Source organism: Bradyrhizobium sp. CCBAU 21365 (genome assembly GCF_015291305.1).
GTDB lineage: Bacteria > Pseudomonadota > Alphaproteobacteria > Rhizobiales > Xanthobacteraceae > Bradyrhizobium > Bradyrhizobium elkanii.
Genome location: NZ_CP030036.1, coordinates 3,792,996 through 3,818,652, shown reverse-complemented (window position 1 = coordinate 3,818,652; position 25,657 = coordinate 3,792,996). Strand labels below are relative to the sequence as shown.

Annotated in this window: 22 protein-coding genes; 5 read left to right on the top strand and 17 right to left on the bottom strand. The window is 64.6% G+C overall.

Annotated features, from left to right (window positions below; translation table 11 throughout):
- From XI02_RS17335 to XI02_RS17305, 7 genes are all read right to left on the bottom strand, one after another.
- Nucleotides 1-867 carry a branched-chain amino acid ABC transporter permease gene (locus XI02_RS17335; RefSeq protein ID WP_172648113.1) on the bottom strand — a complete coding sequence of 289 codons (867 nt, stop codon included), beginning with the start codon at nucleotides 865-867 and terminating at the stop codon, nucleotides 1-3.
- A gap of 16 nt (nucleotides 868-883) precedes the next feature.
- Nucleotides 884-1,582, bottom strand: coding sequence for an ABC transporter ATP-binding protein (locus XI02_RS17330; RefSeq protein WP_016845738.1), 699 nt, complete (start codon nucleotides 1,580-1,582; stop codon nucleotides 884-886).
- The gene (locus XI02_RS17325) at nucleotides 1,569-2,300 is read right to left on the bottom strand and encodes an ABC transporter ATP-binding protein (RefSeq protein WP_016845737.1); all 732 of its coding nucleotides are present in this window, start codon (nucleotides 2,298-2,300) and stop codon (nucleotides 1,569-1,571) included. Before XI02_RS17325 ends, XI02_RS17330 begins: the two co-directional genes overlap by 14 nt.
- A 1-nt stretch (nucleotide 2,301) precedes the next feature.
- Nucleotides 2,302-3,615 carry an ABC transporter substrate-binding protein gene (locus XI02_RS17320; protein ID WP_172648114.1) on the bottom strand — a complete coding sequence of 438 codons (1,314 nt, stop codon included), beginning with the start codon at nucleotides 3,613-3,615 and terminating at the stop codon, nucleotides 2,302-2,304.
- Nucleotides 3,616-3,660: 45 nt separating this feature from the next.
- Nucleotides 3,661-4,749 carry a GTP-binding protein gene (locus tag XI02_RS17315; protein WP_018270859.1) on the bottom strand — a complete coding sequence of 363 codons (1,089 nt, stop codon included), beginning with the start codon at nucleotides 4,747-4,749 and terminating at the stop codon, nucleotides 3,661-3,663.
- On the bottom strand, nucleotides 4,749-6,416 hold the full coding sequence (locus tag XI02_RS17310; RefSeq protein WP_172648115.1) for an amidohydrolase: 1,668 nt from the start codon (nucleotides 6,414-6,416) through the stop codon (nucleotides 4,749-4,751). The genes XI02_RS17315 and XI02_RS17310 overlap by 1 nt, the downstream gene beginning before the upstream one ends.
- 413 nt (nucleotides 6,417-6,829) lie before the next feature.
- Nucleotides 6,830-8,407 carry a gamma-glutamyltransferase family protein gene (locus XI02_RS17305; protein ID WP_172648116.1) on the bottom strand — a complete coding sequence of 526 codons (1,578 nt, stop codon included), beginning with the start codon at nucleotides 8,405-8,407 and terminating at the stop codon, nucleotides 6,830-6,832.
- Nucleotides 8,408-8,883: 476 nt separating this feature from the next.
- Between XI02_RS17305 and XI02_RS17300 the strand changes: the two genes are divergently transcribed.
- Nucleotides 8,884-9,462: a hypothetical protein gene (locus XI02_RS17300; RefSeq protein ID WP_370143669.1), complete on the top strand. Its 579-nt coding sequence runs from the start codon at nucleotides 8,884-8,886 to the stop codon at nucleotides 9,460-9,462.
- Between the two features lie 815 nt (nucleotides 9,463-10,277).
- On the opposite strand, the gene XI02_RS17295 is transcribed toward XI02_RS17300, so the two are convergent.
- Complete coding sequence (locus XI02_RS17295; protein ID WP_018270855.1) at nucleotides 10,278-10,952, bottom strand: LuxR C-terminal-related transcriptional regulator; 675 nt, start codon at nucleotides 10,950-10,952, stop codon at nucleotides 10,278-10,280.
- A 234-nt stretch (nucleotides 10,953-11,186) separates the two neighbouring features.
- On the opposite strand from XI02_RS17295, the gene XI02_RS17290 reads away from it, so the two are divergent.
- Nucleotides 11,187-12,389 (top strand): serine hydrolase, encoded by a 1,203-nt coding sequence (locus XI02_RS17290; protein WP_018270854.1) that lies wholly within the window; start codon nucleotides 11,187-11,189, stop codon nucleotides 12,387-12,389.
- A gap of 22 nt (nucleotides 12,390-12,411) precedes the next feature.
- Entirely contained in the window at nucleotides 12,412-14,001 is a 1,590-nt protein-coding gene (locus XI02_RS17285; protein WP_018270853.1) for an ABC transporter substrate-binding protein, read from the top strand.
- A 7-nt stretch (nucleotides 14,002-14,008) separates the two neighbouring features.
- Here the strand turns inward: XI02_RS17285 and XI02_RS17280 are convergent, their stop codons facing one another.
- From XI02_RS17280 to XI02_RS17240, 9 genes are all read right to left on the bottom strand, one after another.
- Nucleotides 14,009-15,412: an amidase gene (locus XI02_RS17280; RefSeq protein WP_016845727.1), complete on the bottom strand. Its 1,404-nt coding sequence runs from the start codon at nucleotides 15,410-15,412 to the stop codon at nucleotides 14,009-14,011.
- Between the two features lie 86 nt (nucleotides 15,413-15,498).
- Entirely contained in the window at nucleotides 15,499-16,260 is a 762-nt protein-coding gene (locus tag XI02_RS17275; RefSeq protein WP_026192572.1) for an SDR family NAD(P)-dependent oxidoreductase, read from the bottom strand.
- Between the two features lie 63 nt (nucleotides 16,261-16,323).
- Entirely contained in the window at nucleotides 16,324-17,034 is a 711-nt protein-coding gene (locus XI02_RS17270) for an ABC transporter ATP-binding protein (protein ID WP_016845725.1), read from the bottom strand.
- Nucleotides 17,024-17,743 (bottom strand): ATP-binding cassette domain-containing protein, encoded by a 720-nt coding sequence (locus tag XI02_RS17265; RefSeq protein WP_018270850.1) that lies wholly within the window; start codon nucleotides 17,741-17,743, stop codon nucleotides 17,024-17,026. The genes XI02_RS17270 and XI02_RS17265 overlap by 11 nt, the downstream gene beginning before the upstream one ends.
- Nucleotides 17,744-17,746: 3 nt before the next feature.
- Nucleotides 17,747-18,820 carry a branched-chain amino acid ABC transporter permease gene (locus XI02_RS17260; RefSeq protein WP_018270849.1) on the bottom strand — a complete coding sequence of 358 codons (1,074 nt, stop codon included), beginning with the start codon at nucleotides 18,818-18,820 and terminating at the stop codon, nucleotides 17,747-17,749.
- A 13-nt stretch (nucleotides 18,821-18,833) separates the two neighbouring features.
- Nucleotides 18,834-19,700: a branched-chain amino acid ABC transporter permease gene (locus tag XI02_RS17255; protein WP_018270848.1), complete on the bottom strand. Its 867-nt coding sequence runs from the start codon at nucleotides 19,698-19,700 to the stop codon at nucleotides 18,834-18,836.
- Between the two features lie 94 nt (nucleotides 19,701-19,794).
- Nucleotides 19,795-21,009, bottom strand: coding sequence for an urea ABC transporter substrate-binding protein (locus XI02_RS17250; protein ID WP_085964805.1), 1,215 nt, complete (start codon nucleotides 21,007-21,009; stop codon nucleotides 19,795-19,797).
- Between the two features lie 58 nt (nucleotides 21,010-21,067).
- A complete protein-coding gene (locus XI02_RS17245) occupies nucleotides 21,068-22,063 on the bottom strand; it encodes an acetamidase/formamidase family protein (RefSeq protein WP_018270846.1) in 996 nt (331 codons plus the stop codon).
- Nucleotides 22,064-22,080: 17 nt separating this feature from the next.
- Nucleotides 22,081-23,481, bottom strand: coding sequence for an amidase (locus tag XI02_RS17240; protein ID WP_018270845.1), 1,401 nt, complete (start codon nucleotides 23,479-23,481; stop codon nucleotides 22,081-22,083).
- A 423-nt stretch (nucleotides 23,482-23,904) separates the two neighbouring features.
- On the opposite strand from XI02_RS17240, the gene XI02_RS17235 reads away from it, so the two are divergent.
- Nucleotides 23,905-25,068: a transporter substrate-binding domain-containing protein gene (locus XI02_RS17235; protein ID WP_038379639.1), complete on the top strand. Its 1,164-nt coding sequence runs from the start codon at nucleotides 23,905-23,907 to the stop codon at nucleotides 25,066-25,068.
- Nucleotides 25,065-25,652: an ANTAR domain-containing response regulator gene (locus tag XI02_RS17230; RefSeq protein ID WP_018270843.1), complete on the top strand. Its 588-nt coding sequence runs from the start codon at nucleotides 25,065-25,067 to the stop codon at nucleotides 25,650-25,652. Before XI02_RS17235 ends, XI02_RS17230 begins: the two co-directional genes overlap by 4 nt.
- Nucleotides 25,653-25,657 lie beyond the last annotated feature (5 nt).

The window sequence follows — 25,657 nt, the reverse complement described above, 5'->3', positions numbered from 1 at the left end:
TCACACCCTGCTCGACACGAGACCCGACGGGCGGATCAGCAGCATGATGAAGAACAAGAGGTGCGCGTATAGCAGCCCGGCATTCGGATCAATTTTCAGCCCGATCAATTGCGCCATGCCGAGCGCGATGCCGCCGAGCAGCGCGCCCCAGAACGAGCCGAGCCCGCCGAGCACCACGACCTCGAAGGCGATCAGGAGCCGCTCTGCGCCCGAGAACGGCGTGAAGCTCGAGCGCACCGCAAGCAGCACGCCGCCGATTGCGCCGAGCGCGAGCGACAGGCCCATGACATAGTTATAAACCCGGTCCGGCTTGATCCCGGACAGCCGGACGATGTCGCGGCGGTCGGCGGTGGCACGCACGATCCGGCCGAACTCGGTATGACGCAGCACGAGCTGCAGCGCCATGAACAGCAATGCGGCGAGCACCAGCGTCAGCAGCGGCATGATGCCGATGTTGAGGCCGGCAATCTCGAGGCTGGCGCGCGACAGCTCACCGACCTGGAGGCTGCGCACGTCGGCGCCGAACACCTCGACCATGACGTTGCGCAGTATCACCGAGACGCCGAAGGTCAAGAGCAGCGGCGACAGCGGATCGGGCGACGTCACGACGCGGTTGACGATGGCGGCCTGGTAGAGCCATCCGACCGCAAAGGACAGCGCAATCACCGGGATCAGCATCAACAGCGGCGAGACCTGCGGAAACAGATTGGCGAACAGCACGGCGCAGAACGCACTCAGCACCATGAACTCGCCATGAGCGATGTTGACCACGCGCATCACGCCGAACACCAGCGCGAGCCCGATGCCGAGCAGCCCATAGAGCCCGCCGAGCAGGGCCCCGTTGATCAATGTCTCAACCCAGATCATGTCGTGCCAATCCTGGCTAGTTACCGAAATAAGCGTGCGTCAGCTGCTCCGGCTGCAAGCCTTGCGCGGGGCCGGTCAGCGACACCCGCCCCTTCAACAGGCAATAGATCCGCTCCGAGGTCGCGAGCGCTCGCTTGACGTCCTGCTCGACGAGCACGACGGCGGTGCCCTCGCGGCGGATGTCGGCAAAGGAGCGGTAGATCTGCTCGACCACGACGGGAGCGAGCCCGAGCGAGATCTCGTCGCACAAGAGGAGCCGCGGATTCGACATCAGCGCGCGGCCGATCGCCGCCATCTGCTGCTGGCCGCCGGAGAGCTGGCCGGGAAACATCCGCCGCCGCTCCTCGAGGATCGGGAACAGGTCGAACACCCGCCGCAGGGTCCAGCTCCCTTCGCGCCGGTTGACGCTGCCCATCAGCAGGTTCTCCTCGATCGTCAGCGAGTCGAACAACAGGCGGCCCTCGGGCACCATGATGAGGCCGAGCCGCGACACCTCTTCGGCCGGCATCTGCGAGATGTCGACGCCGTCGAACTGCACCGTCCCTCGCCGCTCCTCGTTGAGACCGACCAGCGCCTTCAGGAACGTCGACTTGCCGGCGCCGTTGGCGCCGACCAGCGCCACCGCCTCGCCGTCCGCGACGGTGAAGTTCATGTCGAACACGGCTTGCAGATCGCCGTAGAAGATCTGCAGGCCGTTCACATCAAGCAACGCCATCGGCCTTCAATCCCATGTAGATCTCGCGCACCACCGCGCTGTCCATCACTTCGGCCGGCGGCCCCTCCAGCACCTTGCGGCCAAAGTCGAGCACCAGGATGCGGTCCGACACCGCGCGCAGCGCGTGCGGAATGTGCTCGATCCAGATCATGGCGTGATCGGCCTTCACCGACTGGATGATGGCAACAAGGCGCTCGACCTCCGGCTCGGTCAGCCCGGCGGCGATCTCGTCGAGCAGGATCAGCTTCGGCTTCGAGGCCAGCGCCTTGGCGAATTCCAGCCGCTTGCGGTCGATCAGCGGCAAGGCGCCCGCGAGCTTGTCCGCCTTGGCGTCGAGCCCGGTCCGCTGCAACACTTCCATCGTCCAATCTGAAGCCGCCTCGCCGGTGAGGCCCGCGCCGTAGGATGCCGCGATCAGCGCGTTCTCATAGACCGACAGATGCGGGAACGGCTGCGGAATCTGGAACGCCCGCCCGAGCCCCATCCGCGCCCGGCGATGCGGCGGCAGCGCGGTGATCTCCTTGTCGTCGAGCATGATCGAACCGCCGTCGGCCGTGAGCAGGCCGACGATCAGGTTCAGCAGCGAGCTCTTGCCGGCGCCGTTCGGGCCGATCACGCCGAGGCACTCGCCGCGCGCCAGCGCGAAGCTGACATTGTCGGCGACCACGATCTCGCCAAAGCGCTTGGACAGCCCGCTGACGCGCAGAAGCGGTGCCATCTCAGACCAGCTTGGAGAGCAGCTGGAGATCGGCCTGCTTCGGGATGAACGGCGCCGTTCCGTTGTGCACGATCAGGAGCTCGTATTTCGACTTGCCGCCCTTGGCCTTGCGCCATTGCCCCCCCGACAGCGAGGTCACCGCGACGTTCTTGATCGGGCTGTCCTTGAACTTGACCCGGCCGACCACGGTCTCCATGTCGAGGCCGGCGATCGCATCGCGCAATGAGTTCTTGTCCTTGGGATCGCTGTTCTGCAACGCCGCGAGCCCGACCTCCCACAGCGCATGGGCGTAGCCGATCGGCTGCGTCCACTGCTTGCCGGTGGTCTTCTCCCACTCTGCGGCGAGTTCGCCAGCGCTCTGCCCGGTCAGCGAAGACTTGAACGGATAGGCCGGCGTCCACCACACCTCGGTCGACATGCCGTCGCCGCGATCGCCGAGCGCATTCACCGCGGCCGGGAACAGGAAGGCCGCCGCCACCGTGCAGATCTGCGGCTTGAAACCGGCCTGCGCCGCCTGATTCCACAGCGTCACCCAGTGGTTGCTGAAGGTGAAGCCGGAGACGATATCGACGCCGTTGTTCTTGAACAGCGCGATCTGGTTGGTGAAGTCGTCGGTCGCGATCTGGAATTTGCCGGCCGAGAATTCCTGATAGCCGGCCGCCGAGATGCCCGCCGGCAGGCCGAGCTTCGGATCGGAGAACGCCTGGCCCGGCGGGTTGTCGATGTAGAGCGTGCCGACCTTCTTGTTGGTCTCGACCGACTGCCACATGCCCAGGAAATTTTTCGCGACGTCGTCGGCGCCCCAGAAGAAATGGTAGCTGTACGGAAAACCCTTGTCCGGCGTCGACTTGCGCGGGAACATCCAGCCCTGCCACGGCACCATGGTCGAGATGGTGGGAATGCCGCGCGCGTCGGCGAGCTCCTGCACCGGCGGCTGGGCATCGCCGTCCTCGATCAGGATCAGGTCGCACTTTTCACGCAGCACCAATTCACTAGCGATCACCGACGAGCGGTTCGGATCGGATTGGTTGTCCTTGAACACCAGCTCGACCTGGTAGGTCTTGCCGCCGATCTTCAGACCATCCTTCAGCCGCGCCTTGATGCGCTCATGGATCCAGGGATCGGGCTCGGCGAACTGCGCCCGGACGCCGGAGAGGCAGCCGACCCAGCCGATCTTGATGGTATTGCCGGCGGCCCGCGCGACATTGACCAGCGGCACGTTCATCGCCGATGCGAGACCGGTGGCCCCGGCCGCCTTCAAGAGCGTGCGCCGATTGAGCCGGCCCGATGCCGTATCGTTCTTTGTCTCAGTCATGTCCCTCTCCCTCCACAACCAATGATGAAAATGCCTGACGGCGGCTCACGCAGCCGATCGCTGGATCGCCGCACGGCTCACCGCGGCGAATTTGCATAAGGTGTTTTCGATGATCTGGCGCGGGATGCCGCGCACGATGAAGACGAGCCGCGAGCGCCGGTCGGCCGACGGCCAGTCGGCAAGCGTGATCGGCGGATGGAACACGTGCTGCACGCCGTGCACCACCATGGGCGCGTCGGGCTGCTCGGCAACGTGCACGATCGCCTTGAAGCGCAGCAGGTCCTCGCCTTTGAGCGCCGCGACATAGTCGAGCCAGCGCGCGAACGACTCGCGCTGGATCGGCTCGTCGATGATCAGGCTGTAGGATGACACGCCGGCATCGTGGGCATGATGGCTGTGGTGGCCGCACGCCTCGCCTTCGCAGTGATGATCCCCGTAATGGTGCGGCGCGTTGGCCGCCTGCGACGCCAGATCGAACCAGCGCACCACATCGGCGGAGCGCGCCGCCGGATCGAACAGCCCGGCATCGAGGACCTTTGCCGGATCGACGATCCCATTCCGCACTTTCGTGCGCGTCGCGACCGGATTGATCGCCGCAAGCTGCGCATCGAGCCGCGCCAGTGCGTCCTCGGCGGCCAGGTCGGTCTTGGTCACGAGCAGCCGGTCGGCGACGGCGATCTGCCTGACGGCTTCGCTGTGCGCCGCAAGAGTGTGCGTACCATTAACCGCATCGACGGTCGCGACCACGCCGTCGATCCGGTAGCGGCCGACGACATCGGGCGCCGTCATCAGCGTGTGCAGCACGGGCACGGGATCGGCGAGCCCGGTGGTCTCGACCAGCACCCGGTGGAATGGTGGGATCGTGCCGTCAGCGCGGCGCGATGCGAGGTCGGCCAGCGTCTCGATCAGATCCTCGCGCACCGAGCAGCAGATGCAGCCATTGTCGAGCAGCGCCAGGCGGTCCTCGCTGCTCTCGACCAGCAGATGATCCAGCGCCACCTCGCCGAACTCGTTGATGATGGCGACGACGCCGCCGAGCTCGGGCTGGCGCAGCAAATGGTTCAGCACCGTGGTCTTGCCGCTGCCGAGGAAGCCGGTCAGCACCGTGACCGGAATCTGATCCACCGCAATCATCACGCGCCCCGCTCGTAGACCTTGCGGCCCTCGAAGAAGGTCATCTCGACCCGCGTATCGGCCAATTGATCCGGCGGGATGTCGAAGATCATCTGGTCGAGCACGATCAAATCGGCGGATTTGCCGACCTCGATCGAGCCGATCGACTGGCCGAGCCCGGCCGCGCGTGCGGCGTCGATGGTGTAGATGTCGATCACGGTTTTGAGGTCGAGCGCCTGCTCCGCCCACAGCGACTTGCCGGGAAAATCCCCGGTCGGATTTTGCCGCGTCACCATGCCCTCGATGCCCTGCCAGGGATCGGGGATCGGGATCACCGGCCAGTCCGAGCCGCCGGCCATCAGCGCGCCGGCCTCTTTCAGATCCCTGTTCGGCCAGAAGCGCTGCGCGCGCTCCTCGCCCATCGCGGCCTTGTGCGCCTCGAGGAAGATGGTCGGATACCAGATGATCGGCGACAGATCGGCCGCGACCCCGAGCTCGGCGAAGCGCCGGACATCGTCGGGCGCTATATAGCTCGCATGCGCGATCTGATGGATCAGGTGAGTCGGGCCGTTGAAGCTGCGCACGACATCGATGGCGTCGAGCGCCTGGGTCACCGCGGCGTCGCCCGCGCAATGGATCTTCGCGGCAAGGCCGAGCTTCTCGCAGCGCCCGAGCCAGCGGATCAGGTCCGGCACGGTCAGCATGGTGGCGCCACGGAAGCAGCAGCCGCGCACGGGATCGGCCACATAGGGCTCGTGGAAGGCCGCGGTCTTGGCACCCGGCACGCCGTCGAGGAACACCTTCACATAGTCGGGCTTCACATGGGCGCCGCGGTAATCCTCGCGCAGCGCAAACAGCTCCTCGCCGGCCTTGCCGAACATGAAGCCCGGCTCGACCACCGGCATCGCGCAGACCGCCCAGGCGGAGAGCTCGCCGCGGTCGTCGAGCCCCTTCAGCGCCGCCATGATCGGCTGCATGCTGGCGGCGTCGATGAAGGCGGTGACGCCATATGCGTTCAGCACCGAGATCGAGCGCGCCACCGCCGCGCGATCCATCTCGGCCGTGTAGTGACCGGAGGCCGCGAGCGCCCGCTCGACCAGGCCGGAGGCGGCCTCGATCATGATCCCGGTGAGCGTTCCGGTCTTGAGGTCGCGGCCGATCTCGCAGTCGGTCGGATCAGGAGTGTCGGCCGCAACACCGGCCAGCCGCAACGCCGCCGAGCTCGCCCAGCGATTATGATAGGTGTCGTCGCGCAATACGACGGGATGCCCGAGGCAGGCCGCATCCAGCAGAGCGCAGGATTCCGCGGTGTTCATCTCGTTCAGCAGGTTGTTGCCGAACTGCCCGCCGACGATCCAGGCGCCCGGCGCAGCCACCGAGGCAGCCTTGTGCAGGGTCTCGGCGATCCTTGGAATGCTGTCGGCGTTGGAGAAGCGCAGCTCGTAGAGATCGGCCTGCCCGCCCATCATGATGTGATTGTGGATGTCGACGATCCCCGGCATCGCCATGCGTCCGCCGAGATCGACCGTTGCCGTCCCCTCGCCGATCAGCGTCGCGACGTCGCGCTCCTCGCCCACGGCGATGAACCGGCCGGCCTTGACGGCCGCCCAGCTTGCCCAGGGTTGCCCGCGGTTCGACGTGTAGATCCGGCCGTTGCGGAAGACCGTGTCGGCGAATGTCCTGTTCATACGGATCAAACTTCTCGATTGGGAAAGCCTGGAGCGATCAGCCTCTCGCCGTGCGGTGCACAGGGCTGAACCGCGCACGACGCCGGCATGATGGCCAAACGTTCGGCATGTCGGCATTTGGAACAATCCACCGTCCGGTGGATGCTCCGCCGTCTGCCGCGATACGGGCGGCGGCACGGCATAGAGCGCGGTGACTTCATTTCAAATCGTGCGGCAGGCCCCGCTTCACCTCGCCCCGCTTGCGGGGAGAGGTCGGAACGCATCGTAGATGCGTTCCGGGTGAGGGGGAGCCTCCGCAAACGCACTATCGCCGGATACGCAGAGACAGCCCCTCACCCCAACCCTCTCCCCGTAAGAACGGGGCGAGGGCGCAGTTCCGTTGCGGCCGTTAGTCGATATAGTCCCGTCGCCCTTCAGAAGCCCAGCGCCAGACCGTCCTTGCGGTGGTCGGAAGCGCCAAACAAGACACCCCTGGCATGGTCGATGCGGATCGCCTGGCAGCCGCCGATCGGCTCCTCCGAGAACCGGGCATCGTGGCCGCGGGCGCGTAGGTCGTCGCGTATCCCGGGAGAAATGGTCGTCTCCAGCGACAGCGCGCCGTCGAAGGCAAAGGAGCGCGGCGCCTCGGCCGCCGCCTGGATGTCCATCTGCATGTCGAAGATGTTCGACAGCAGATTGGCATGGCCCGCGGCCTGGTAATGCCCGCCCATCACGCCGAACGACATCACGGTCTTGCCGTCCTTGCGCAGCAGGCCCGGGATGATCGTATGCATCGGCCGCTTGCGCGGCCCGAGCGAATTGGGATGTCCGGGTTTGGCGCGAAAGCTCCAGCCGCGGTTGTGCAGCAGGATGCCCGACTTCGGCGCATAGATGCCGCTGCCGAACGGATAGAACAGCGAGTTGATCAGCGACACGGCGTTGAGGTCGCGGTCGACCACCGTGACATAGACGGTGTCGCGATGCTCGATATCGTCCCAGGTCACGGGCGTGGACGCGCGGCCCATGTCGATCTTGCTGCGGATCCTCCCGATATAGTCTTCGGCAAGGAAAGCGGCCGGATCGATCTTACTCATGGCGGGATCGCAAAAGAAGGCGTCGCGCGCGCGGTAGGCGGCCTTGGTGGCTTCGGCCAGCAAATGGATGCGATCGGCCTCTCCGAGCTTGCCGACGTCGAAGCCGGCAAGCGTACGCAGGATCATCAGCGCGGCCAGGCCCTGCCCGTTCGGCGGACACTCGACCACATCGTGGTCGTGGTAGCGTGCCGAGATCGGGCGTACATAGTCGGAGGTCTGGGCGGCGAAATCGTCGGTGCTGTGGGCGCCGCCCAGGGCGCGCAAGATGGCCACCATCTCATCGGCAGTCTCGTCCGCGTAGAACGCGTCGCGCCCGTGCTGCGCGATCCGGCGAAGGGTGCGGCCGAGCGCGGGCTGCGTGCGGATGTCGCCGACCTCAGGCGCCTTGCCACCGGGCAGAAACTGCGCCGCCGCATTGCCGTCGATCTCGATCCGGGCCCGGAAGCGGCGCCAATCCTCCGCGACGCGCGGCGTCACGCAAAAGCCCCGCTCGGCGGCCGAGATCGCCGGCCGGAAGATCTCCTCCAGTGACCTGCTGCCATGATCGGCGACCAGCCGGCACCACGCATCGATTGCGCCGGGCACGGTCACGGCCTCGGGCGCGGTCGGCGGAATGTCGCGCGCGCCACTTGCGGCAAATTTCCCGGCATCGGTCGCGGCCGGCGTGCGGCCCGAACCGTTCAGCGCGATCGGCTCGCCGGCGTCAGGCGAATACAACGCGAAGCAGTCTCCGCCGATCCCGGTCATCTGCGGCTCGACCACGCCCTGCACCGCGACCGCCGCCACCGCGGCATCGACGGCATTGCCGCCGGCCTTCAGCATCTCGACCGCGGCCAGCGTCGCCTGCAGGTGCGAGGTCGCGGCCATGCCGCGCTCCGCAACCGCCACCGAACGGCCGATGGCCATGAAATCGCGCATGTCGAATCCTCTGATGTTGCGAGCGGCAGCCGCTCGCCAACATTGTCGAATACGACACCGGTCCTTGCGGGACTCTCGGTCAGCGGCCAGGCAGGCAGCAATCCACCTAACGGTGGATCGGTGAATACGGACGAGGGTTGTCCCCGCCAGACGCTTCTTGGACGCGGCGAGTTGATCCGGCGTCAAACCTGCGCGTGATAAATTCTTTCGGTCTATCTTGCGTGCTCGCGGCAATTCTGTGGTGGGTAACTGGTTGCCAAGCCCGGAGCGCGATGGCACGTTGCCATGATCAATTTAGCTCATGTCGATTGCCAATGCCGATGTCATCTCTCAAAGAGCTTCGTGGCGCCAGACGAAGTCGGTTCGGTTGCGAGGCTGGTTGGTTACGCATTGCCTCGTCTCTGGTTTCACTGTCATGCTGCGCCGTCGTTCACAACGTGCGTGCAGCGTCACCTAATGAGGCGTCGAGTCGACAGGTGACGGCATCCGAACCGTCGGCTCAATCCGATGCCAACGGGAGCATATTGCCAGATGAGGATTACGTGATCGGAGGGATGGATCGAGCCTTCAGGCTAAAGCTGTTCTATTTGCTCCATGCAGGGGAACAGGCCGGACTGGCACCCGGGATCACAAGCGGATTCCGCGATGACTACCGCCAATCGATTGCAAACGGGCTGAAGGCCGCAAATGACAAATCTTATCACGGGGGCAGCTCGCGTGGAGGCTATGGTCACGGACTCGCCGCAGACGTCGTCAGCATGAATGGCGGCAGCAAGGAGGAGCGTGCAATCGAGACCAAGAGATTGTGGAAATGGATCGACGAGCACGAAAAGCAGTTCGGAGTTGGACGTCCATATTTGAATGGAGACCCTGCGCATCTCGCACCGGTCGATGGTCGGGAGTATGCTGCTCATCGTACGGTATCAAGGCACACAAGGCTGGCCGGCAAGCGACATACCCGAATTGCAGCATCTTCCAGACATGGCGTGACGACGCGCGCAAAGTCAAAGGCAGCGTCGAGAGCCGCGACGACGAGACTCAGCTCGCGCCTCTGATTGGCCTCTCCCTCCTGCGCTTCGTGCACTCCGGCGCGCCCCAGCTCAGGGGGTGAACTGGGGCTAACGGCGGCTTCGGAGGCCGTAGCGGCCAGCCTCCACCCATGACATTAGGCCTCTCTCCTGAATCTCATCTACCAGGAACCGCGATTGCTGCGCCGCGCTACTACTTCTGCGCTGTGGAGCCTGCTTGCCGCTGAATCCGTTACTCAGGGCTAGTCCAGAATGGCAATTGCCGCGTGCGCTTGTCGATTTATGATGTCCCTAGTCGTGCGGATTGGCCGACCTTTACCCACACCCGACCATGCACCTCGCGCGATCAGGGATCGCCGCTTCGGGCCCACGAAGCGACGGTCCCGCCCAATTCCGGATGCGACAGATCAGCCCGACGGGCAACTCAGCAAAACCTGTCAATCCTCGCGCGCGAAAATATTTCGCTTTATCCGAATCACAACTCGGTATATGGTTTCCCGGTCTCACCCGATCGAGGGGCGCTTCGCGGTCGTCACGAACGTGGGTCGAGATGCGGTGGACGCTGCGCGTGGTACTGACGAGAGCACGCAAGGCGGACGGCGAAATCGTGCAGGCCTGACGCCCTAGCGGCAGGTGTCCTCTCGCAAAGCGCGCCAGCACAGTCCGCGCCACACACTCCATGTCGTCCTGGCGAAAGCCAGGACCCATTACCCCAAATGAGAGTTGTTGCGCGACGCTGGGGCCACGATCCCGTTCGTGATCAAATGCGGTGGTTATGGGGTCCTGGCTTTCGCCAGGACGAGTGCTGAAAGAACCGCGAACCCTAATCGACAGCCCGCGCGTCAATGCGGCCGCGACATCATCGCCACCACGGCGGAGCGGGTCTCGACGCCGAGCTTCTCGAAGATATGGATCAGATGCGTCTTCACCGTCGCGAGACCGATGTTCAGGCACTCGCCGATCTCGCGGTTGGTTCGGCCGCAGCACAACAGCTCGACGACTTCCATCTCGCGCGAGGTCAGGCCAAAGCGCGCCGGCTCGTCGGCGTTCGACGACAGGCGGCTGGTCAGGTTGAACTCGAGATAGTCGTGGATCTTCTCCGCAATGTGCATGCTGCCGTCGGGAATCGCGCAGCCCGGCGCCCACAGCACGCTCATTCCGGCGACGATGCGGTCGTTGCGACGGAAGAAGAACTCGATCATGTCGGCGACGCCGCATTGGCCGGCGAAGGCGCGGTAGGTTGCGGCCTCATGGGTCGCGCATTGGTCGAGAGCTGTGCTCAGCCGCGCAATCGGCCGGTTGCTCGCCGAGCGCGGATGCAGCGGATCGAGCCGGTTCATGCCGGCAAGATACTGGTCGTGGAAACTCGGCGGCACGTTGCTGCTGAGCACGAAGCGGTTGAGGGTCAAATTGCCGTCGACCTCGTAGAACGCGGTCGCCGATCCCTCGAGAATGCCGCGCGCGAACTGAATGGCCTGCGTGGTTGCCGGATCCGGTCGGCCCAGAAGCGCGATCATGACCTACCTCCCGATGTTTCCCGATGGCGAACGTCTGCGCGTCGCATGCCCGTCACGCTGGGGCAGCCGCGGGCCATAGTCAAGCAAATTGCGGGCCAACCGCACGAAGCGCACATCCGGGGAAACGGTTACGCCGAAGTAACCCAACGGCCCCCTCCACCATCCGGTTGATTGCGAGCGACGCGAGCCATGCGGAACTTTCGCACATCATCCGATGTCATTGCTGGATCAAGAATGAATTCGCGTCGCATCATGGCCGCCTTCCCGTCGGCGGCCGACGAACAGGTCACGCTCGCCAACTGGTGTCAGCATCCTTTCAGCGAGTGGGCATTCCGCAATGTCCGCGAATTGCTGCCCACCGCGAATATCGCGCGCGCCGCGGCGCCGGCGCCGCTGTCCTTTGCGCCGCGCTATCTCGACGACGTCAGCTTCGCCAACCCGCGCGGCGAGACGGTCGGCGTCGGCGAAGCCCTGCGCGCCAGCTACACCGACGGCATCGTGGTGTCGCATCGCGGACAGGTCGCGTTCGAATGGTATGCCCATGGCCTCACGCCCGATACCCCGCACCTGATCTTCTCCGTCAGCAAGTCGGTCGCCGGAACGCTCGGCGGCATCCTTGCCGATCACGGCAAGCTCGATCCGGATGCTCCGGTGACGCGCTACATCCCGGAGATGGAAGGCTCGGTCTATGGCGGCAGCTGCACGGTGCGGCATCTGCTCGACATGAGCGTCGGCATCCGCTTCGACGAGGATTACATGGCGCGCGACGGCGACGTCATGAACTACCGGCGCTCGACCGGCTGGGAGCTGCCCGATCCGGCGATTCCGCCGAGCAATCTGCGCGACTATCTGCGCACGCTGCGGCCGAACGGCGCACCGCATGGAGAGACCTTCCACTACGTCTCGACCAACACCGATGTGCTCGGCTGGGTCTATGAGCGCGCCTGCGGCCTGTCCTACGCAAAAATCCTCTCGCACTATCTGTGGCAGCCGATGGGCGCCGAGCACGACGCCTACATCACGGTCGATTCACGCGGCGCAGGCCGCGTCGCCGGCGGCATCTGCGCGACGTTGCGCGATCTCGCCCGCTTCGGCGAGATGATGCGCAATCACGGCATCAGCAACGGACGACAGGTCGTCCCCGGCTGGTGGATCGACGACATCAGGCAGAACGGCAATGCCGAGGCCTGGTCGCGCGGCGACCTGACGAAGGTGTTTCCAAACGGCAATTACCGCAACAAATGGTACACGCTCGATCGACGCGAAACGCCGTTTGCCGCGGTCGGCATCCATGGCCAGTGGATCTATATCGATCCGGCCAACGAGACCGTGATCGCACGCGTCTCCTCGCAGCCGCTGCCGATGGATCTCGATCTCGATCACATGTGGATGCGCGGCTATCGCGCGATCGCGGCCAGGCTTGCCGGCAAGAGCTGACCGATTGCGACAGGGGGACACCATGGGACCATCGATCGACCGGCGCCGTCTGTTGCAGATCGGTGCGGGAGCAAGCCTTGGCATTGCGATGCCACGCATCGCGCGGGCCAGTTCGAAGACGATCACGGCCGTCATGCACGCTCCGCTGCGCGCCACCGATCCGATCATGACGACGGCGTGGACCGCGCGCAACCACGGCTACATGATCTACGACACGCTGTTCTCGACAAATTCGAAATTCGAGATCAAGCCGCAGATGGTCGAGGCCTGGGAGGTCTCCGCCGACGGCCTGACCTACACGTTCCGCCTGCGGCCCGGCCTCAAATTCCATGACGGCAGCGCGGTGACGTCGGCCGACGTGATACCCTCGCTGCAGCGCTGGGCCCGGCGCGACACGATGGGCCAGAAACTGTTCGAATTCGTCGCCGAGCTGAAGGCGGTCGACGAGCGCACCTTCCGCATGGTGCTGAAGGAGCCGTGCGGCTTCGTATTGGCGGCGCTCGGCAAGCCGACCGCCAATGTGCCCTTCATCGTGCCGGCGCGGATCGCCGCGACGCCCGCCGACCAGGCCATCACCGATCACCTCGGCTCCGGACCGTTCCGCTTCGTGACGGCGGAATTCCAGCCCGGCGTCAAGGCTGCCTACGAGAGGAACCCGGATTACGTCTCGCGCGACGAACCGTCCGACGGCACCGGCGGCGGCAAGGTCGTCAAGATCGGCCGCTACGAATGGATCAGTGTGCCGGATTTCCAGATCGCGACCAACGCGCTCGTCAACGACGAGATCGACTATTTCGAGGTGCCGCCGCACGACCATCATCCGATACTCGCGCGCGCTGCGAATGTCGAGCTGACCGATTACAACATGCTGGGCTTCTCCGGCATGTGCCGGATGAACTGGCTGGTGCCGCCGTTCGACCGGCCGGAGATCCGCCAGGCCGTGCTGCACGCGGTGAACCAGAAGGACTGGCTCGATACCCAGATCGGCAATCCCGATTACTACAAGATCACGCCGGCGATCTTCGTCGCCGGCACGCCGTTCGAAAGCGCGGTCGGATGGTCGACCAAGGCGGACACCGCGAAAGCCAGGGAGCTGCTCAAGCAGGGCGGCTACAAGGGCGAACCGATCACGATCCTGCACGCGACCGACGCCCCGATCATCACCGCGCTCGGCACGGTCACCGCCGAGGCGCTGCGGTCGATCGGCATGAACGTCAACCTGCTGGCGATGGATTGGGGTTCGGTGGTGGCGCGGCGCGCCAAACAATCGATGCCGGCCGAGGGCGGCTGGTCGCTCTACCATTCGACCTGGGCCAGCGCCGACCTCGTCAATCCGATCGGCAACGCCTGCGTCAACGGCGAGGGCAAGAACGGCGGCTTCTTCGGCTGGGTCGAGGACGCCGAGCTCGAGCGGCTGCGCGACAGCTTTGCCCGCGCCGTGGCGCCGCCGGACCAGAAGGCGCTGGCCGACAAGATCCAGGCACGCGCCTACGAGGTGGTCACCCACGTCCCGACCGGGCAGTACAATCAGCCGGCCGCGACGCGCAAGGCGCTGAAGGACATCGTCCGCGCGCCGGTGCCGCTGTTCTGGAATGTCGACAAGACCGGTTGAGGATCCCCTATTCGATCGGCGGCCGCCGCGTATGCCAATCCGTCACCGACTGGAACGCGGCGCCGGCGCGGACCAGGACGTCCTCGGAGAGATGCGGGCCGACCAATTGCATGCTGAGCGGCATCTGGTCCGAGGCCATGCCCATCGGCAGCGTGATGGTCGGGCTGCCGGAGAAGTCGAACACCGCCGTGAAGCGCAGAATGCTCAGGAGCACGCTGGGGTCGGCGCCGTATTCGCTCATCTTGGTCAGCGTCGGAATCGGCACCGGCATCGTCGGGATCAGCAGCAGATCGATATCTTCGAACATGGCGGCGAGGCTGCCGCTGAACTTCAGCCGCTCGTGATGGATCGCGGCAATATCGACGCCGCTCGTCGCCCGGCCCTGCTCGATCAGCTGCGCGAGGTCGGGTCCGTATTCCGACTTGCGCGACGGGTAGGTGTCCAGATGCGCCTCGGCCGTCTCCACCGAGCACATCGCAATCCACTGACTGACGAGCTTCTGATAGGGCGGGAAATGCACCTCGCGGATGTCGGCGCCGAGATCGGCGAGGGTGCGCTCGGCTTGCACCAGCGCGGCGACGACGTGCCGATCGATGCCCTCCTGGGTGTACCTGCGGTCAACGCCGATCCTGAGGCCCCTGATGCCGTCGTCGATGCCGGCCAGATAGTTCGGCACCGGAGCCCGCAAGGCGGTCGGATCGTTGATATCAGCACCCGCGATGACGCCGAGCATCGCCGCGGCATCCGCAGCGCTGCGGCACATCGGCCCGACGTGATCGAGCGAGTCCGCGAGCGGAAAGACGCCGTGCCGGCTGACCCGTCCCCAGGTCGGCTTGATCCCGGTCAACCCGCAGGTCGCCGACGGAAAGCGGATCGAGCCGCCGGTGTCGCTGCCGATCGCGCCGTAGCAGAGCCCCGCCGAGGTCGCGACGCCCGATCCGGTCGACGAGGAGCCAACCCAGTAGTTCACATTCCACGGGTTGAGCGGGGCCTGGATTGCAGGATGGTGGCTGGTGTAGGCCCCCTCCGTCATCTTCAGCTTGCCGAGCGTCACCGCGCCGGCGACTTCGAGCCGGTCCACGATCGTGGCATTGAAGGACGGCACAAACTTCGCATGGATCGTGGTGCCGCCCGCAGTCGGCGCAAACGAGGTGTAGCAGAGGTCCTTCAGCCCGATCGGAACGCCATGCAGCGGGCCGCGCCAGATGCCCTTGGCGATCTCCGCATCGTACTGCTTGGCCTGGGCCATCGCCCGCTCCGCAAGGACCAGCGCATAGCCGTGAAACTGTCCGTCCAGCTTCGCAATCCGGCCCAGCATCGCCTCGGTGATCTCCGAGGGCTTCGCCTCCTTGCGGCGAATGAGCTCGGAAATCTCGGTGATGGATTTGTAGTGCAATGAATCCGCTGACATCTGACGCCCTGCTGTTATCGGAATATGCCTGCTCGGACCGCCGCCGCGGGCGGCGATCTCACGGCTCTGCTGACGGCGCGCCCCGCCTAGAACTGGACGCCGCGCGTCAACGCGCCGTCCACCACGAGGTTGGTCCCCGTGATGAAGCTCGCCGCCTTGCTCGCCAGAAACACGGCGGCGTTCGCCATCTCCTGCGGCGTGCCCATGCGGCCGGTCGGATTGAGCGCCAATGCGGTCTTGTACAGTTCGGGATTGCCGTCCTTGATCATGTTCCAGACGCCGCCCTCGAAATAGGTGTTGCCCGGCGACACCGAATTGGCCCGGATGCCCTTGGAGGCGAGCTGGTAGGCGAGGCCCTGCGTGTAGTGGATGATCGCGGCCTTGAACGTTCCGTAGGGACCGCTGGCAAAATCGACCTCGCGTCCCGAGACGCTCGAGATGGTGACGATCGCGGCAGCGCCGCTCTTCTCCAGATACGGCATCGCCGCGTTGACGAGGCGCACCGTCCCCATCATGTCGGTGGAGAATTCCTTCTCCCAGCTCTCCTCGTCCTGCCCGATCGAGAGCGCGCTGACATTGGCGACCACGACATCGATGCCGCCGAGCTTGGACGCCATGTCGGCGACCCAGGCCTTCAGGGCCGGCCCGTTCGAGACATCGACGGCACTACCGAATGCCGCAACGCCCTTGGCCTTGAGCGCTGTGACCGCAGCATCGACGTCGCCCTGGTTGCGCGCGCAGATTCCGACATTGGCGCCTTCGGCCGCGAACGTGTCGGCGATCGCCCTGCCGATACCCTTGGTGCTGCCGGTAACGAGAACCTTTGCTCCCTTGAGTCCGAGATCCATGTCCATTCCCTCCGTTATTATCAATTATGCAACGCACTGATCCTCACCGCATGGCGCGGTCGATCACAGCAACAGCTGTGCGCGAACGTTGTCCGCGTTGACCTCCTCACCGGCCAGCGATCGCGTGATCTTGCCCTTCTCCATGATGTAGCAGCGCTGCGCGATCTCCAGGATGGTGTCGAGGTTCTGCTCGACGAACACGATCGTGGTCCCGAGCTCCGCCCGGAACGATTTCAGCGCCTCGCAAATGTGCTGCACGATCGACGGCTGGATGCCCTCCGACGGCTCGTCGAGGATCATCAGCGCCGGATTGCCGATCAGCGCGCGGCCGATCGCAAGCTGCTGCTGTTCGCCGCCCGACATGGTGCCCGCGATCTGGCGCCGGCGCTCCCTCAGGCGCGGAAAATACTCGTAGACGAGTTCGGGCAGCTTCTTGCCTTCGGGCCCGCCGATCAACTCGCCGACCTGCAAATTCTCCTCGACGCTCATCTGCGGAAACACGTCGCGGCCCTGCGGGATGTAGCCGAAGCCGGCGCGCGCCCGCGCATCGGCCTCGAGCTGCGTGACATCCTGATCCATGAAGCTGATGGTGCCGCGCCAGGTCTGCAGCAGACCGATCAGGCACCGCATCAGGGTGGACTTGCCGACGCCGTTGCGGCCGATCACGCCGACGATCTCGCCGCGCGAGACCGACATGCTGACGCCCTGGAGGATCGGCGTCGCGCCGTAACCCGCCCAAAGTCCCGACACCTCCAGAATGCGATCAGTGGGCATGAGTCTTACCCAGGTAGATTTCAGCGACTTTCTCGTCTTCCAGGATGGCCTCGAGGCTGCCGCGCGCGAAAATCTTGCCAAGATGCAGGACGGTGACGCGCTGGGCGACCTGACGCACGAACGCCATGTCGTGCTCGACAACCAGGACGGTCATGCCCTCGGCATTGAACGACTTGATCAGCTCACCGGTCTTGAAGGTCTCCTCGGGCGACATGCCGGCGGTCGGCTCGTCCAGCAGCAACAGCTGCGGCTGCAGCGCCAGCGCCATCCCGATCTCCAGCCATTGCTGCTGGCCGTGCGACAGCGCACCGGCGAGCTTGCCGCTATCATCAGCCAGATTGAGCAACGCGAGCAGCCGCTCCTCTTCGGCACGGCATTCCGCGCCCGAGATGCGTTCCTGTAGCGCGATCTGGATGTTCTGCCGCACCGGCAGTTCCTTGAATACGCTCGGCGCCTGCATCTTGATGCTCATGCCGCGCTGCACCCGCGCGTAGGGCCGCTCGGCGGTGATGTCGATCGAGTCGAAAAAGATGCTGCCCGTGGTCGGCGGATAGAGCCCGACAATCAATTTGAACAGCGTGCTCTTCCCGGCTCCGTTGGGCCCGATCAGGCAGTGCACCTCGCCGGCATTGACCGTCAGGTCGACATCGGACACGGCGGTCAATCCACCGAAACGTTTCGATACGCCTTTTACGTCGACCAACGCCATGATTCAGGTCTCATCCGATTGCAGGCGGGCGGTATCGGCCAGCGCGGGGGCCTCGTCGCGGCGCCGACGCCGCGTCCACCAATCGACGACCAGCTTGCCGATGCCGAGCACGAAGCCCTGCGGCGCCAGCATCACGGTGGCGAGCAGCAGCACGCCCATCAGCACCAGCGCCGCCTGCTGGCTGTAAACCGTGATGGTCTGGAAGCCGAACAGCAGCAGGAACGACCCGACCAGCGTCGCGGTCAGATCGTTGCGTCCGGAGAACGCCACCCACACGATCGGCATCGCGGCCGCCGGCAGGCCGATGCTGGATGGCGTGATGAACTGCCCCCACGACGTGTACAGTGCGCCGCTCAACCCCGCGAGCCCGCTGCCGATCACGAAGGTCAGAAGCTGATACTTGCGGACGTCGTAGCCGAGCATCTCGGCGCGCTGCGGATTTTCCCGCGTCGCCACGATCACATTGCCGACGCTCGAGTTCACCAGCATGCGCAGCGCGATATAGACGATCACGATCAGCGCGATCATGACGTAATAGAGCGCCGAGCCCTCGATGTCGAAGTCGCCGACCGTAAGCGGGTCCATTCCCTTCATGCCGTTGAAGCCGTTCAGCCGGGCCGGACCGATATGCCATTCGGGTCCTGCGGTCTGCCCGAGGAAGAACGCAAGCACCAGCGTCGCCGACAGCGTCACGATGCCGAAGAAAATCCCGCTGATGCCACCCCAGATCATGAAGTAGCCGAGGATCCCGGCCGCGATCATCGCGAAGACCACGGAGAGAACCAGCGCAGCGATCGTGGCCGTTCCCCCGCCCATATTGATGGCGAGCACGCCATAGCCGTAGCCGGCGATGCCGAAGAAGAAGGTCTGGCCGAACGACAGCATGCCGCCGTATCCCCACATCAAGCAGAGACCGAGCGCCATGAAGATCCAGATCAGGAAGTAGGCGAAATTGCCGACATCATAGGAATCAGCGAACAGCGGATAGATCAGTGCCCCCGCCAGCACGGCGAGGAAGCAGGACCAGAAGATCTTCCCGCGTCCGAGCGTCTGCGGGCCCTCGAGCAGCTTCAACATCAGAAATTCCCGTCTAGCGCCCACGACGAACCAGCACGCTGGATAGTCCCTCGGGCAGCACACGTATGATCAGGATGACAGCAAACAGCATGCCGATCTGGCCGATGATCTGCCCGTAGCTGGCATTCAATGCCATTCGGATCATCGCCAGGAACACGGCGGCCGGCGCAGTTCCGAGCAGGACATTGGCGCCGCCGATCACCACGGTGACAAAGCTCTCGACCACGAAGGTCGCTCCCATAGTCGGGATCAGCGTCATGGTCGGCGCGTAGAGCGCGCCGCAGAGCCCCGCGAGCGCGGTGCCGATGCCGAAGCTGATGGAATAGATCCGCCCGGTGCGCGCGCCGAGCGCCTTGGCCATCGCCGCGTTCTGCATCGTGGCGCGCGCGATCACGCCAAAGCGCGTCTTCATGAAGATGATATAGAGACCGGCCAGCACGGCCACAGCACAGCCGAACAGCACAAGGCGGTAGGTCGAGAACGTGTAGCCTCCGATCGCGAAGCTTCCTTCCGGCGTACCGATACCGCGCACCGCGGACCCGACGATCAGCAGCATCGACTGCGTCACGATCAGGCTGAGGCCCCAGGTGGCGAGCAGCGAGTCGAGCGGACGCTTGTAGAAGCGCCGCACGACGAGGTACTCGACGATCATGCCGATAATCCCCGCGGTCAGCGCAGCCAGAATCTGGGCAATCGGAAGCGGGACGCCGAGGTTGACGAGCCCCACGGTGACGTAGGCGCCGCACATGATGAACTCGCCATGCGCCATGTTGATGACGCCCATCATGCCGAACACGATGGCAAGGCCCGCCGCTGACAGGATCAGGAACGCGAAGACATCGGCGAACTGATAGAATACCGAGAAGAGTTCAGCCGACATTCCGGTCTCCCTGATCGCGGCGCCGCATCATTGCGGCGCCGGCTCGGTTCGCAGTCGTGATGCACAACACGAGCAAGATTCGTGCCTGCGCGCGTCACGATTTGCTGGGAAGATGACTCGGCGTGTACTGATCCTTGTCGTTCTTCTTGGTGAGGTCGCAGCCGATCTCGCCAAGCCAGTACGGCTGGATCGTCCCGTAGTCCTTCTCCACCGTCACCTCATGCTTGGGCCCGACCGAGATCAGGCGCATGCGGTGCGACGTATGCTGGCTCTTCGGGTCGATGCAGACCTTGCCCTCGGGAGCGTCGATGCAGGCATCGCCCGTTGCGATCACCTTGCGCATGTCCTCGAGCTTGGTCGACTTCGCCTTCTCGACCAGCGTCTTGTACATGTAGAGCGCATTGTAGGCGTTGTAGCCCATGTCGTTGATGTAAAGCTCATCGGGGAACTTGGCGTGCCAGCGCTTCTTGAAATCGTTGGCTTCGGGGGTATCGATCTCCTCGAACCAGTTCGCGGTCGCATGCATGTTGTTGAGCGCCGGCGGCTTGAACCGTTTGTGCTCGAAGCCGAGCATGATCTTGATCGAAGAGCCCATCGGCAAATTGAGGTTGGCCGCAGCCGCCTGCTCGAAGAACGAGTCTTGCGCCGCGCCGACATTGATCGTCAGCAACCAGTCCGGCTTCGCCTTCTGGATGTTCTGGATCGTCTGCGCGAACTGCGACACGCCGAGCGGGATGAATTCCTCTCCCACGACCTCGCCGCCGAGGTCCTTCATGATCTTGCGGTTCCACTCCGCGGAGATCTGGCCAAAATTGTAGTCGGCCGCGATGACATAGACCTTCTTGCCGAACTTCTGGACCATCCAGGGGATCAGGGTCGAGAACTGCTGCTCCGGCACCGCGCCCATGCTGATCATGCTGGCGTCGCAGACACCGCCTTCATACTGGTTCGTATAGAAGTACGGCGTGGTGGTGCGGTCGACGATCGGACGCAACGCCTCGCGCGACGCAGAGGTGATGCCACCGATCAGCACGTCGACCTTGTCACGATTGAGCAGCCGGCGGCCGAACTCCTGATAGCGGGCATTGTCACCCTGGGGATCAAGGTGAATCAACTCGATCTGCCGGCCGAGAATGCCGCCGCTCTTGTTGATCTCCTCGACCGCCAGCTGCGAGCCGTGCAGCTTCGGCATGCCCATGAAGGCGAGATCGCCGGAGACGTCCTCCAGCAAGCCGATCTTCAGCGGCGGCTCCGCCGCCTGGGCGGCACCTATTGCCGCGGTCCCGAGCATTGCACCAAGCAAAGCCATTCCGACTATACGCCCCGAATACATCGCGATGTCCTCTGTCGTTGAAGGATGTTTGAAGTCACGCCTTGAGGTAATTCTTCAGGATCGACGCCCCCATCGTGTATTTGGGGTCGACCATGTTGCCGAGCCGCATGCGGCCGGCCTGGCTGAGCAGCATGTAGGCATCGATTTCGTCGAAGCCGTAATCGGCGCTCATCCAGCGCACGAGCTCGCGATAGGCGATGCGCGCCGCGTCCTCGAGCGGGCGTGCGCTGCCGATCGTCATGATGAAGTCGCGCGTCTCGAGCCGCGGCCAGGCGAAGCTCCAGTTCTTGATCAGATCAATCTGCAAAGTGACAGTCGCGCGCTGCTCCAGCGCGACGCCCGAGAGCTCGCCGTCGCCCTGTGTGGCGTGGCAGTCGCCGACATAGAGCAGCCCGCCTTCGGCATGCACCGGCAGATAGATAATCGCGCCCGGTGCGACGTCGGGCAGGTCCATGTTGCCGCCGTGATAATCGGGCTGCAGCGAGGAGATCGCCTCGATCTCGGGCGAGACGCCGATCGTGCCGATGAACGGCTCATAGGGCAATGTGATCTTGTCGTTCCAGCGCACGCCGTTGCGGTCGACATGCAGCTTCTTGACACGTTCCGGCAGCGGCGGATTGAGCAGCGCCGTGGATGCGGTCCCGACCAGGCCACCGAACTCCGGAATGATGCAGGTCGTTCCGGCCGGCTGCGCGCCGCGGGTCTCGACGTCGCGGATATAGACGGCGAGGCAATCGCCCTTCTTGGCGCCCTTGACCGCGATCGGCCCGCATTGCGGGTTCAGATAGGGGAAGTTCAGCTTCGCCGTGGGGCTGTCGCTTTCGCTGGTGAGCACGCCGCCGAAGGCGTCTTCGGTCTCGACAACGATGACCCCGCCCGGATCGATCGACAGGGTCGGCTTGGCATAGGGCCCATAGACGTAATGGAAGCCGCCCTGCTGCTCGATCGTCAGGCTATGGGTCGTACCGGTCGCGCCCTTGGCAAGGGCGCGCTTGGCCATGATGGAACTCTTCAACCAATCTTCGGTCATGCGGTCGGCTCCTCAATTCAGATCGCGGGATGGCGCTTGTGCCAGTCGGTGACGCGCTGGAAGGCATCGCCCGCGCGAACGAGGCTTGCTTCGTCGAAGTGACGGCCGACGAACTGGAAGGCGACGGGCCCGCCGTTCGGTGCGAAGCCGCCGGGAAGCGTCACGGTCGGGCTGCCGGTCATGTCGAACGGGCAGGTGAAGCGCAGCAGCCCGGTAATCAGCGACGGATCCTCACCCAGCGCCGCCATCTTGGCCAATGTCGGCGCAGCGAATGCCTGGGCCGGAACGGCGATCAGATCGACCGTCTCGAACAACAGCCGCACCGCGCCGCGGAACGCTTCGCGCCGCAGCACGATCTTCTGATAGTTCATGCCGGATTGCGCCCGGCCGAGATCGAGCAGGCCGGCGAGCGCCGGACCATATTCGTCCTTGCGGGCCGGATAGGTCTCTTCATGCGCGACGGCTACTTCGATGCCGCACAGCGGGAACCAATCCTCGATCACGGCCTTCGCATCGGGGAACGTGATGTCCTTGATCTTCGCGCCCAGATCGGCGGCAACGCGCAGCCCTTCGCTGAGCACCTTGCCGGCAGCCTCGTCGGTGCCTTCGCTGGTCCAGCGCCGATCGACCCCGATCGTCACGCCGCGCAAGTCTCCGGACAGGCCGGCGAGATAGTTCGGCACCGGCAGCGGCACGGAGGTGGTGTCCTTGGGATCCTGGCCGGCAATCACAGCGAGGATCGCGCCGCAATCGGCCGCGCTGCGCGCCATCGGCCCGATGTGATCGAGCGTCGCCGCGAGTTCGAAAGCGCCATAACGGCTCACGCGTCCCCAGGTCGGCTTCAGGCCGGTGATGCCGTTGGCGGCCGACGGAAAGCGGATCGAGCCGCCCGTATCGGTGCCAAGCGAACCGAAGCAGAGCCCCGCGGCGGTGGCGACGCCGGAACCGCTCGACGATGCGCCCGACCACAAATCGGCGTTCCACGGATTCTTCGGCGGATCGATCTTCGGGTGGTGGTCGGCATAAGCGCCCTCGGTCTGCTGCAGCTTGCCGAGGATGATTGCGCCGGCATCCTTCAATCGTGCGACGACCGTAGCGTCCTCGCTCGGCCGGAAGTCGCGATGGATCGTCATGCCATGCGCGGCCGGCGCGCCCTTCGCCCAGCACAAATCCTTGACGGCGATCGGCACGCCGTGGAGCGGTCCCTTGATCTTGCCGGACGCGATGTCCTTCTCGGCTGCCGCCGCTTCGGCCAGCGCCGCCTCGCCCATCACATAGGCGTAGCTCTTGAGCTTGCCGTCGAGCTGCTCGATCCGCCCGAGCATGGCCTTGGTCACCTCGACCGGCGAAAGCTTTTTCGCCTGGATTTGCTGCCCGATCTCAATGAGCCCGAGATAATGAAGATCCGTCGTCGGCATCGTTTCTCATCCCCGCACTTGACATGACGCAAGCGCAGGTACTGCCCATCACCGCGCATGCGCCTCCGGCTTGGCGACACGGACGTGTCGCCAATTTGTTTAGCGGCAAAAGCAAAAAGCCACCCGCCCCTCCGAAACGAAGGTGACGAATGGCCCAAATGCCGCGGCTATGAACTATCGCACGGGTCCGGGGTCGAACGGAGCACTCTGCGCGGCGATCGGGACGTCATCGGCCAAATCGACGCACGCAAGGTTCGACAGGAAGCCCTGTAGGAGAAAATTCTAAGGAGGTGTGCAGCGCGTTGTCAACGAGGCTGGCTGCACAAATTTCGCGAGGTGCATGCGCAGCAAATCGGCATGACCTCTTGCACCGACCTCTGCCAAGATGATTTCCTTGATGCGTCGCGCCGCCGAAAGTACTCAATGACCAAGCCCTCCATTCCAGTTGGCATCATCTGCTCGCAGCACGGGCCCTATCAGGCCATGGGACGCGAGATCCTGAAGAGCGCCATGATGGCGGTCGACGAAATCAACAATCAGGATGAGTTCGACTTCGCGATATCTGCGCATGTCCGCGATCCCCGCGGAATCATTTCGGAGTACCACACGGTCTGCGACGACCTCATTCGCAACGTCGGCGTCGAGCACATCATCGGCTGCTACACCTCGGCCTCGCGCAAGCAGGTGCTGCCGATCGTCGAGCGCACCGACCGCCTGCTCTGGTATCCGGCGCGCTACGAGGGGTTCGAATGCTCCGACAACGTCATCTATGTCGGCGCCTCACCCAATCACAACGTACTGCCGCTGGTGCGTTACGTGCTCGATAATCTGTCGCGCGAAATCTTCTGTGTCGGCTCCAACTACGTCTGGACCTGGGAAACCAATCGCGTCACCCGCGAGCTCGTGACAGCGGCCAAAGGACGCATTCTCGCCGAACGCCTGCTCGAACTTGGTGAAAGCGCGGTCACGCACATCGTGGACGAGATCGTGCGGCGCCGGCCGCCGGTCGTCTTCAACACCCTGGTCGGCAGCTCAAGCTATGACTTCATCCGCGCCTTTCATGCGGCGACCGCCGCGGCCGGCCTCGACATCCCGATGCTGAGCTGCAGCCTGTGCGAGCCCGAGCTCAAGATCGCGGGTCCCGCATCGGCCGGATGCATCACCTCGTCGGCCTATTTCGAAAGCATTCGCCTGCCCGAGAACCGGGCCTTCGTGGCACGCTGGAAGGCGCGCTACGGCGAACACAGCAGCCCGTCGGTCGACGGGCAATCTGCCTATGTCGCGGTCTATCTGCTGGCCCGCGCGCTGCAGCGCGCCGGCACATCCAATATCGGCGAGGTGCGGCGCGCCGCGGCCGGCCACCGCTACAATTCGCCGCAAGGTCCGGTCTGGATCGACGGCAGCAACAACCACTGCGTCCTGACGCCGCGCCTCGCCGTCTCGAACGCCGAAGGACAATTTGACATCTTCTGGGAAGCTGAAGCGCCGGTCAGACCGGATCCTTACCTGACGCAGCTCGACATCGCCGCCAGCCCGGCAAGGGACGGAACGTTGCCGAATGCGCCGCATTTGCGGGTTGTGAAATGAGCAAACCGTCTTCATTTTCGCTGCGGGGGCGCAAGGCGCTCGTCGCCATCAAGGACGAGCGCGATGCCTCGATCGTCAGGCGGCAGTTCGAGCGCCTCGGGATCGAGATCGTCACATGGGAGCCCGGTGCCAATATCGACTGCCGTCCCGACGTGACGCTGATCGATGACGAGTTCCTGCCGCTCACCTCGCCGGCGCAGCGGACGTCGTTTGGGCGAAGCCCGGTCATCGCCCTGCTCGGCACCGAGACGCCGAGCCGTCTGAAGCTGGTGCTCGACCTCGATCCGGCGTCATTTCTGGTGAAGCCGCTGCGCTCGGCCGGCATCTATGCCGCGCTCGTCCTGGCTTTCGAGCGAAGCGAGCGCACCAGCGAGCTGAAGCAGCAGGTGCTCAAGCTGGAGCAGCGGCTGCGATCCCGCCGCGTCGTGCTCGCCGCGGTCCTTCAGGTCATGCACACCCATGCGCTGGCCGAGCCGGCTGCCTTTGCGCTGATCCGCCGCGCCGCCATGGAGCAGCGCAAGACGATCGAGGAACTCTCGGCGGAGATCACCGCAAAGGGCTCCCTGCCCCGGGCAACGGGCTAGAAGCA

Coding starts and splice junctions, on each gene's coding strand:
- XI02_RS17335 (WP_172648113.1), bottom strand. CDS start 867: ATGATCTGGGTTGAGACATTGATCAACGGGGCCCTGCTCGGCGGGCTC.
- XI02_RS17330 (WP_016845738.1), bottom strand. CDS start 1,582: ATGGCGTTGCTTGATGTGAACGGCCTGCAGATCTTCTACGGCGATCTG.
- XI02_RS17325 (WP_016845737.1), bottom strand. CDS start 2,300: ATGGCACCGCTTCTGCGCGTCAGCGGGCTGTCCAAGCGCTTTGGCGAG.
- XI02_RS17320 (WP_172648114.1), bottom strand. CDS start 3,615: ATGACTGAGACAAAGAACGATACGGCATCGGGCCGGCTCAATCGGCGC.
- XI02_RS17315 (WP_018270859.1), bottom strand. CDS start 4,749: ATGATTGCGGTGGATCAGATTCCGGTCACGGTGCTGACCGGCTTCCTC.
- XI02_RS17310 (WP_172648115.1), bottom strand. CDS start 6,416: ATGAACAGGACATTCGCCGACACGGTCTTCCGCAACGGCCGGATCTAC.
- XI02_RS17305 (WP_172648116.1), bottom strand. CDS start 8,407: ATGCGCGATTTCATGGCCATCGGCCGTTCGGTGGCGGTTGCGGAGCGC.
- XI02_RS17295 (WP_018270855.1), bottom strand. CDS start 10,952: ATGATCGCGCTTCTGGGCCGACCGGATCCGGCAACCACGCAGGCCATT.
- XI02_RS17290 (WP_018270854.1), top strand. CDS start 11,187: ATGAATTCGCGTCGCATCATGGCCGCCTTCCCGTCGGCGGCCGACGAA.
- XI02_RS17285 (WP_018270853.1), top strand. CDS start 12,412: ATGGGACCATCGATCGACCGGCGCCGTCTGTTGCAGATCGGTGCGGGA.
- XI02_RS17280 (WP_016845727.1), bottom strand. CDS start 15,412: ATGTCAGCGGATTCATTGCACTACAAATCCATCACCGAGATTTCCGAG.
- XI02_RS17275 (WP_026192572.1), bottom strand. CDS start 16,260: ATGGATCTCGGACTCAAGGGAGCAAAGGTTCTCGTTACCGGCAGCACC.
- XI02_RS17270 (WP_016845725.1), bottom strand. CDS start 17,034: ATGCCCACTGATCGCATTCTGGAGGTGTCGGGACTTTGGGCGGGTTAC.
- XI02_RS17265 (WP_018270850.1), bottom strand. CDS start 17,743: ATGGCGTTGGTCGACGTAAAAGGCGTATCGAAACGTTTCGGTGGATTG.
- XI02_RS17260 (WP_018270849.1), bottom strand. CDS start 18,820: ATGTTGAAGCTGCTCGAGGGCCCGCAGACGCTCGGACGCGGGAAGATC.
- XI02_RS17255 (WP_018270848.1), bottom strand. CDS start 19,700: ATGTCGGCTGAACTCTTCTCGGTATTCTATCAGTTCGCCGATGTCTTC.
- XI02_RS17250 (WP_085964805.1), bottom strand. CDS start 21,009: ATGGCTTTGCTTGGTGCAATGCTCGGGACCGCGGCAATAGGTGCCGCC.
- XI02_RS17245 (WP_018270846.1), bottom strand. CDS start 22,063: ATGACCGAAGATTGGTTGAAGAGTTCCATCATGGCCAAGCGCGCCCTT.
- XI02_RS17240 (WP_018270845.1), bottom strand. CDS start 23,481: ATGCCGACGACGGATCTTCATTATCTCGGGCTCATTGAGATCGGGCAG.
- XI02_RS17235 (WP_038379639.1), top strand. CDS start 23,905: ATGACCAAGCCCTCCATTCCAGTTGGCATCATCTGCTCGCAGCACGGG.
- XI02_RS17230 (WP_018270843.1), top strand. CDS start 25,065: ATGAGCAAACCGTCTTCATTTTCGCTGCGGGGGCGCAAGGCGCTCGTC.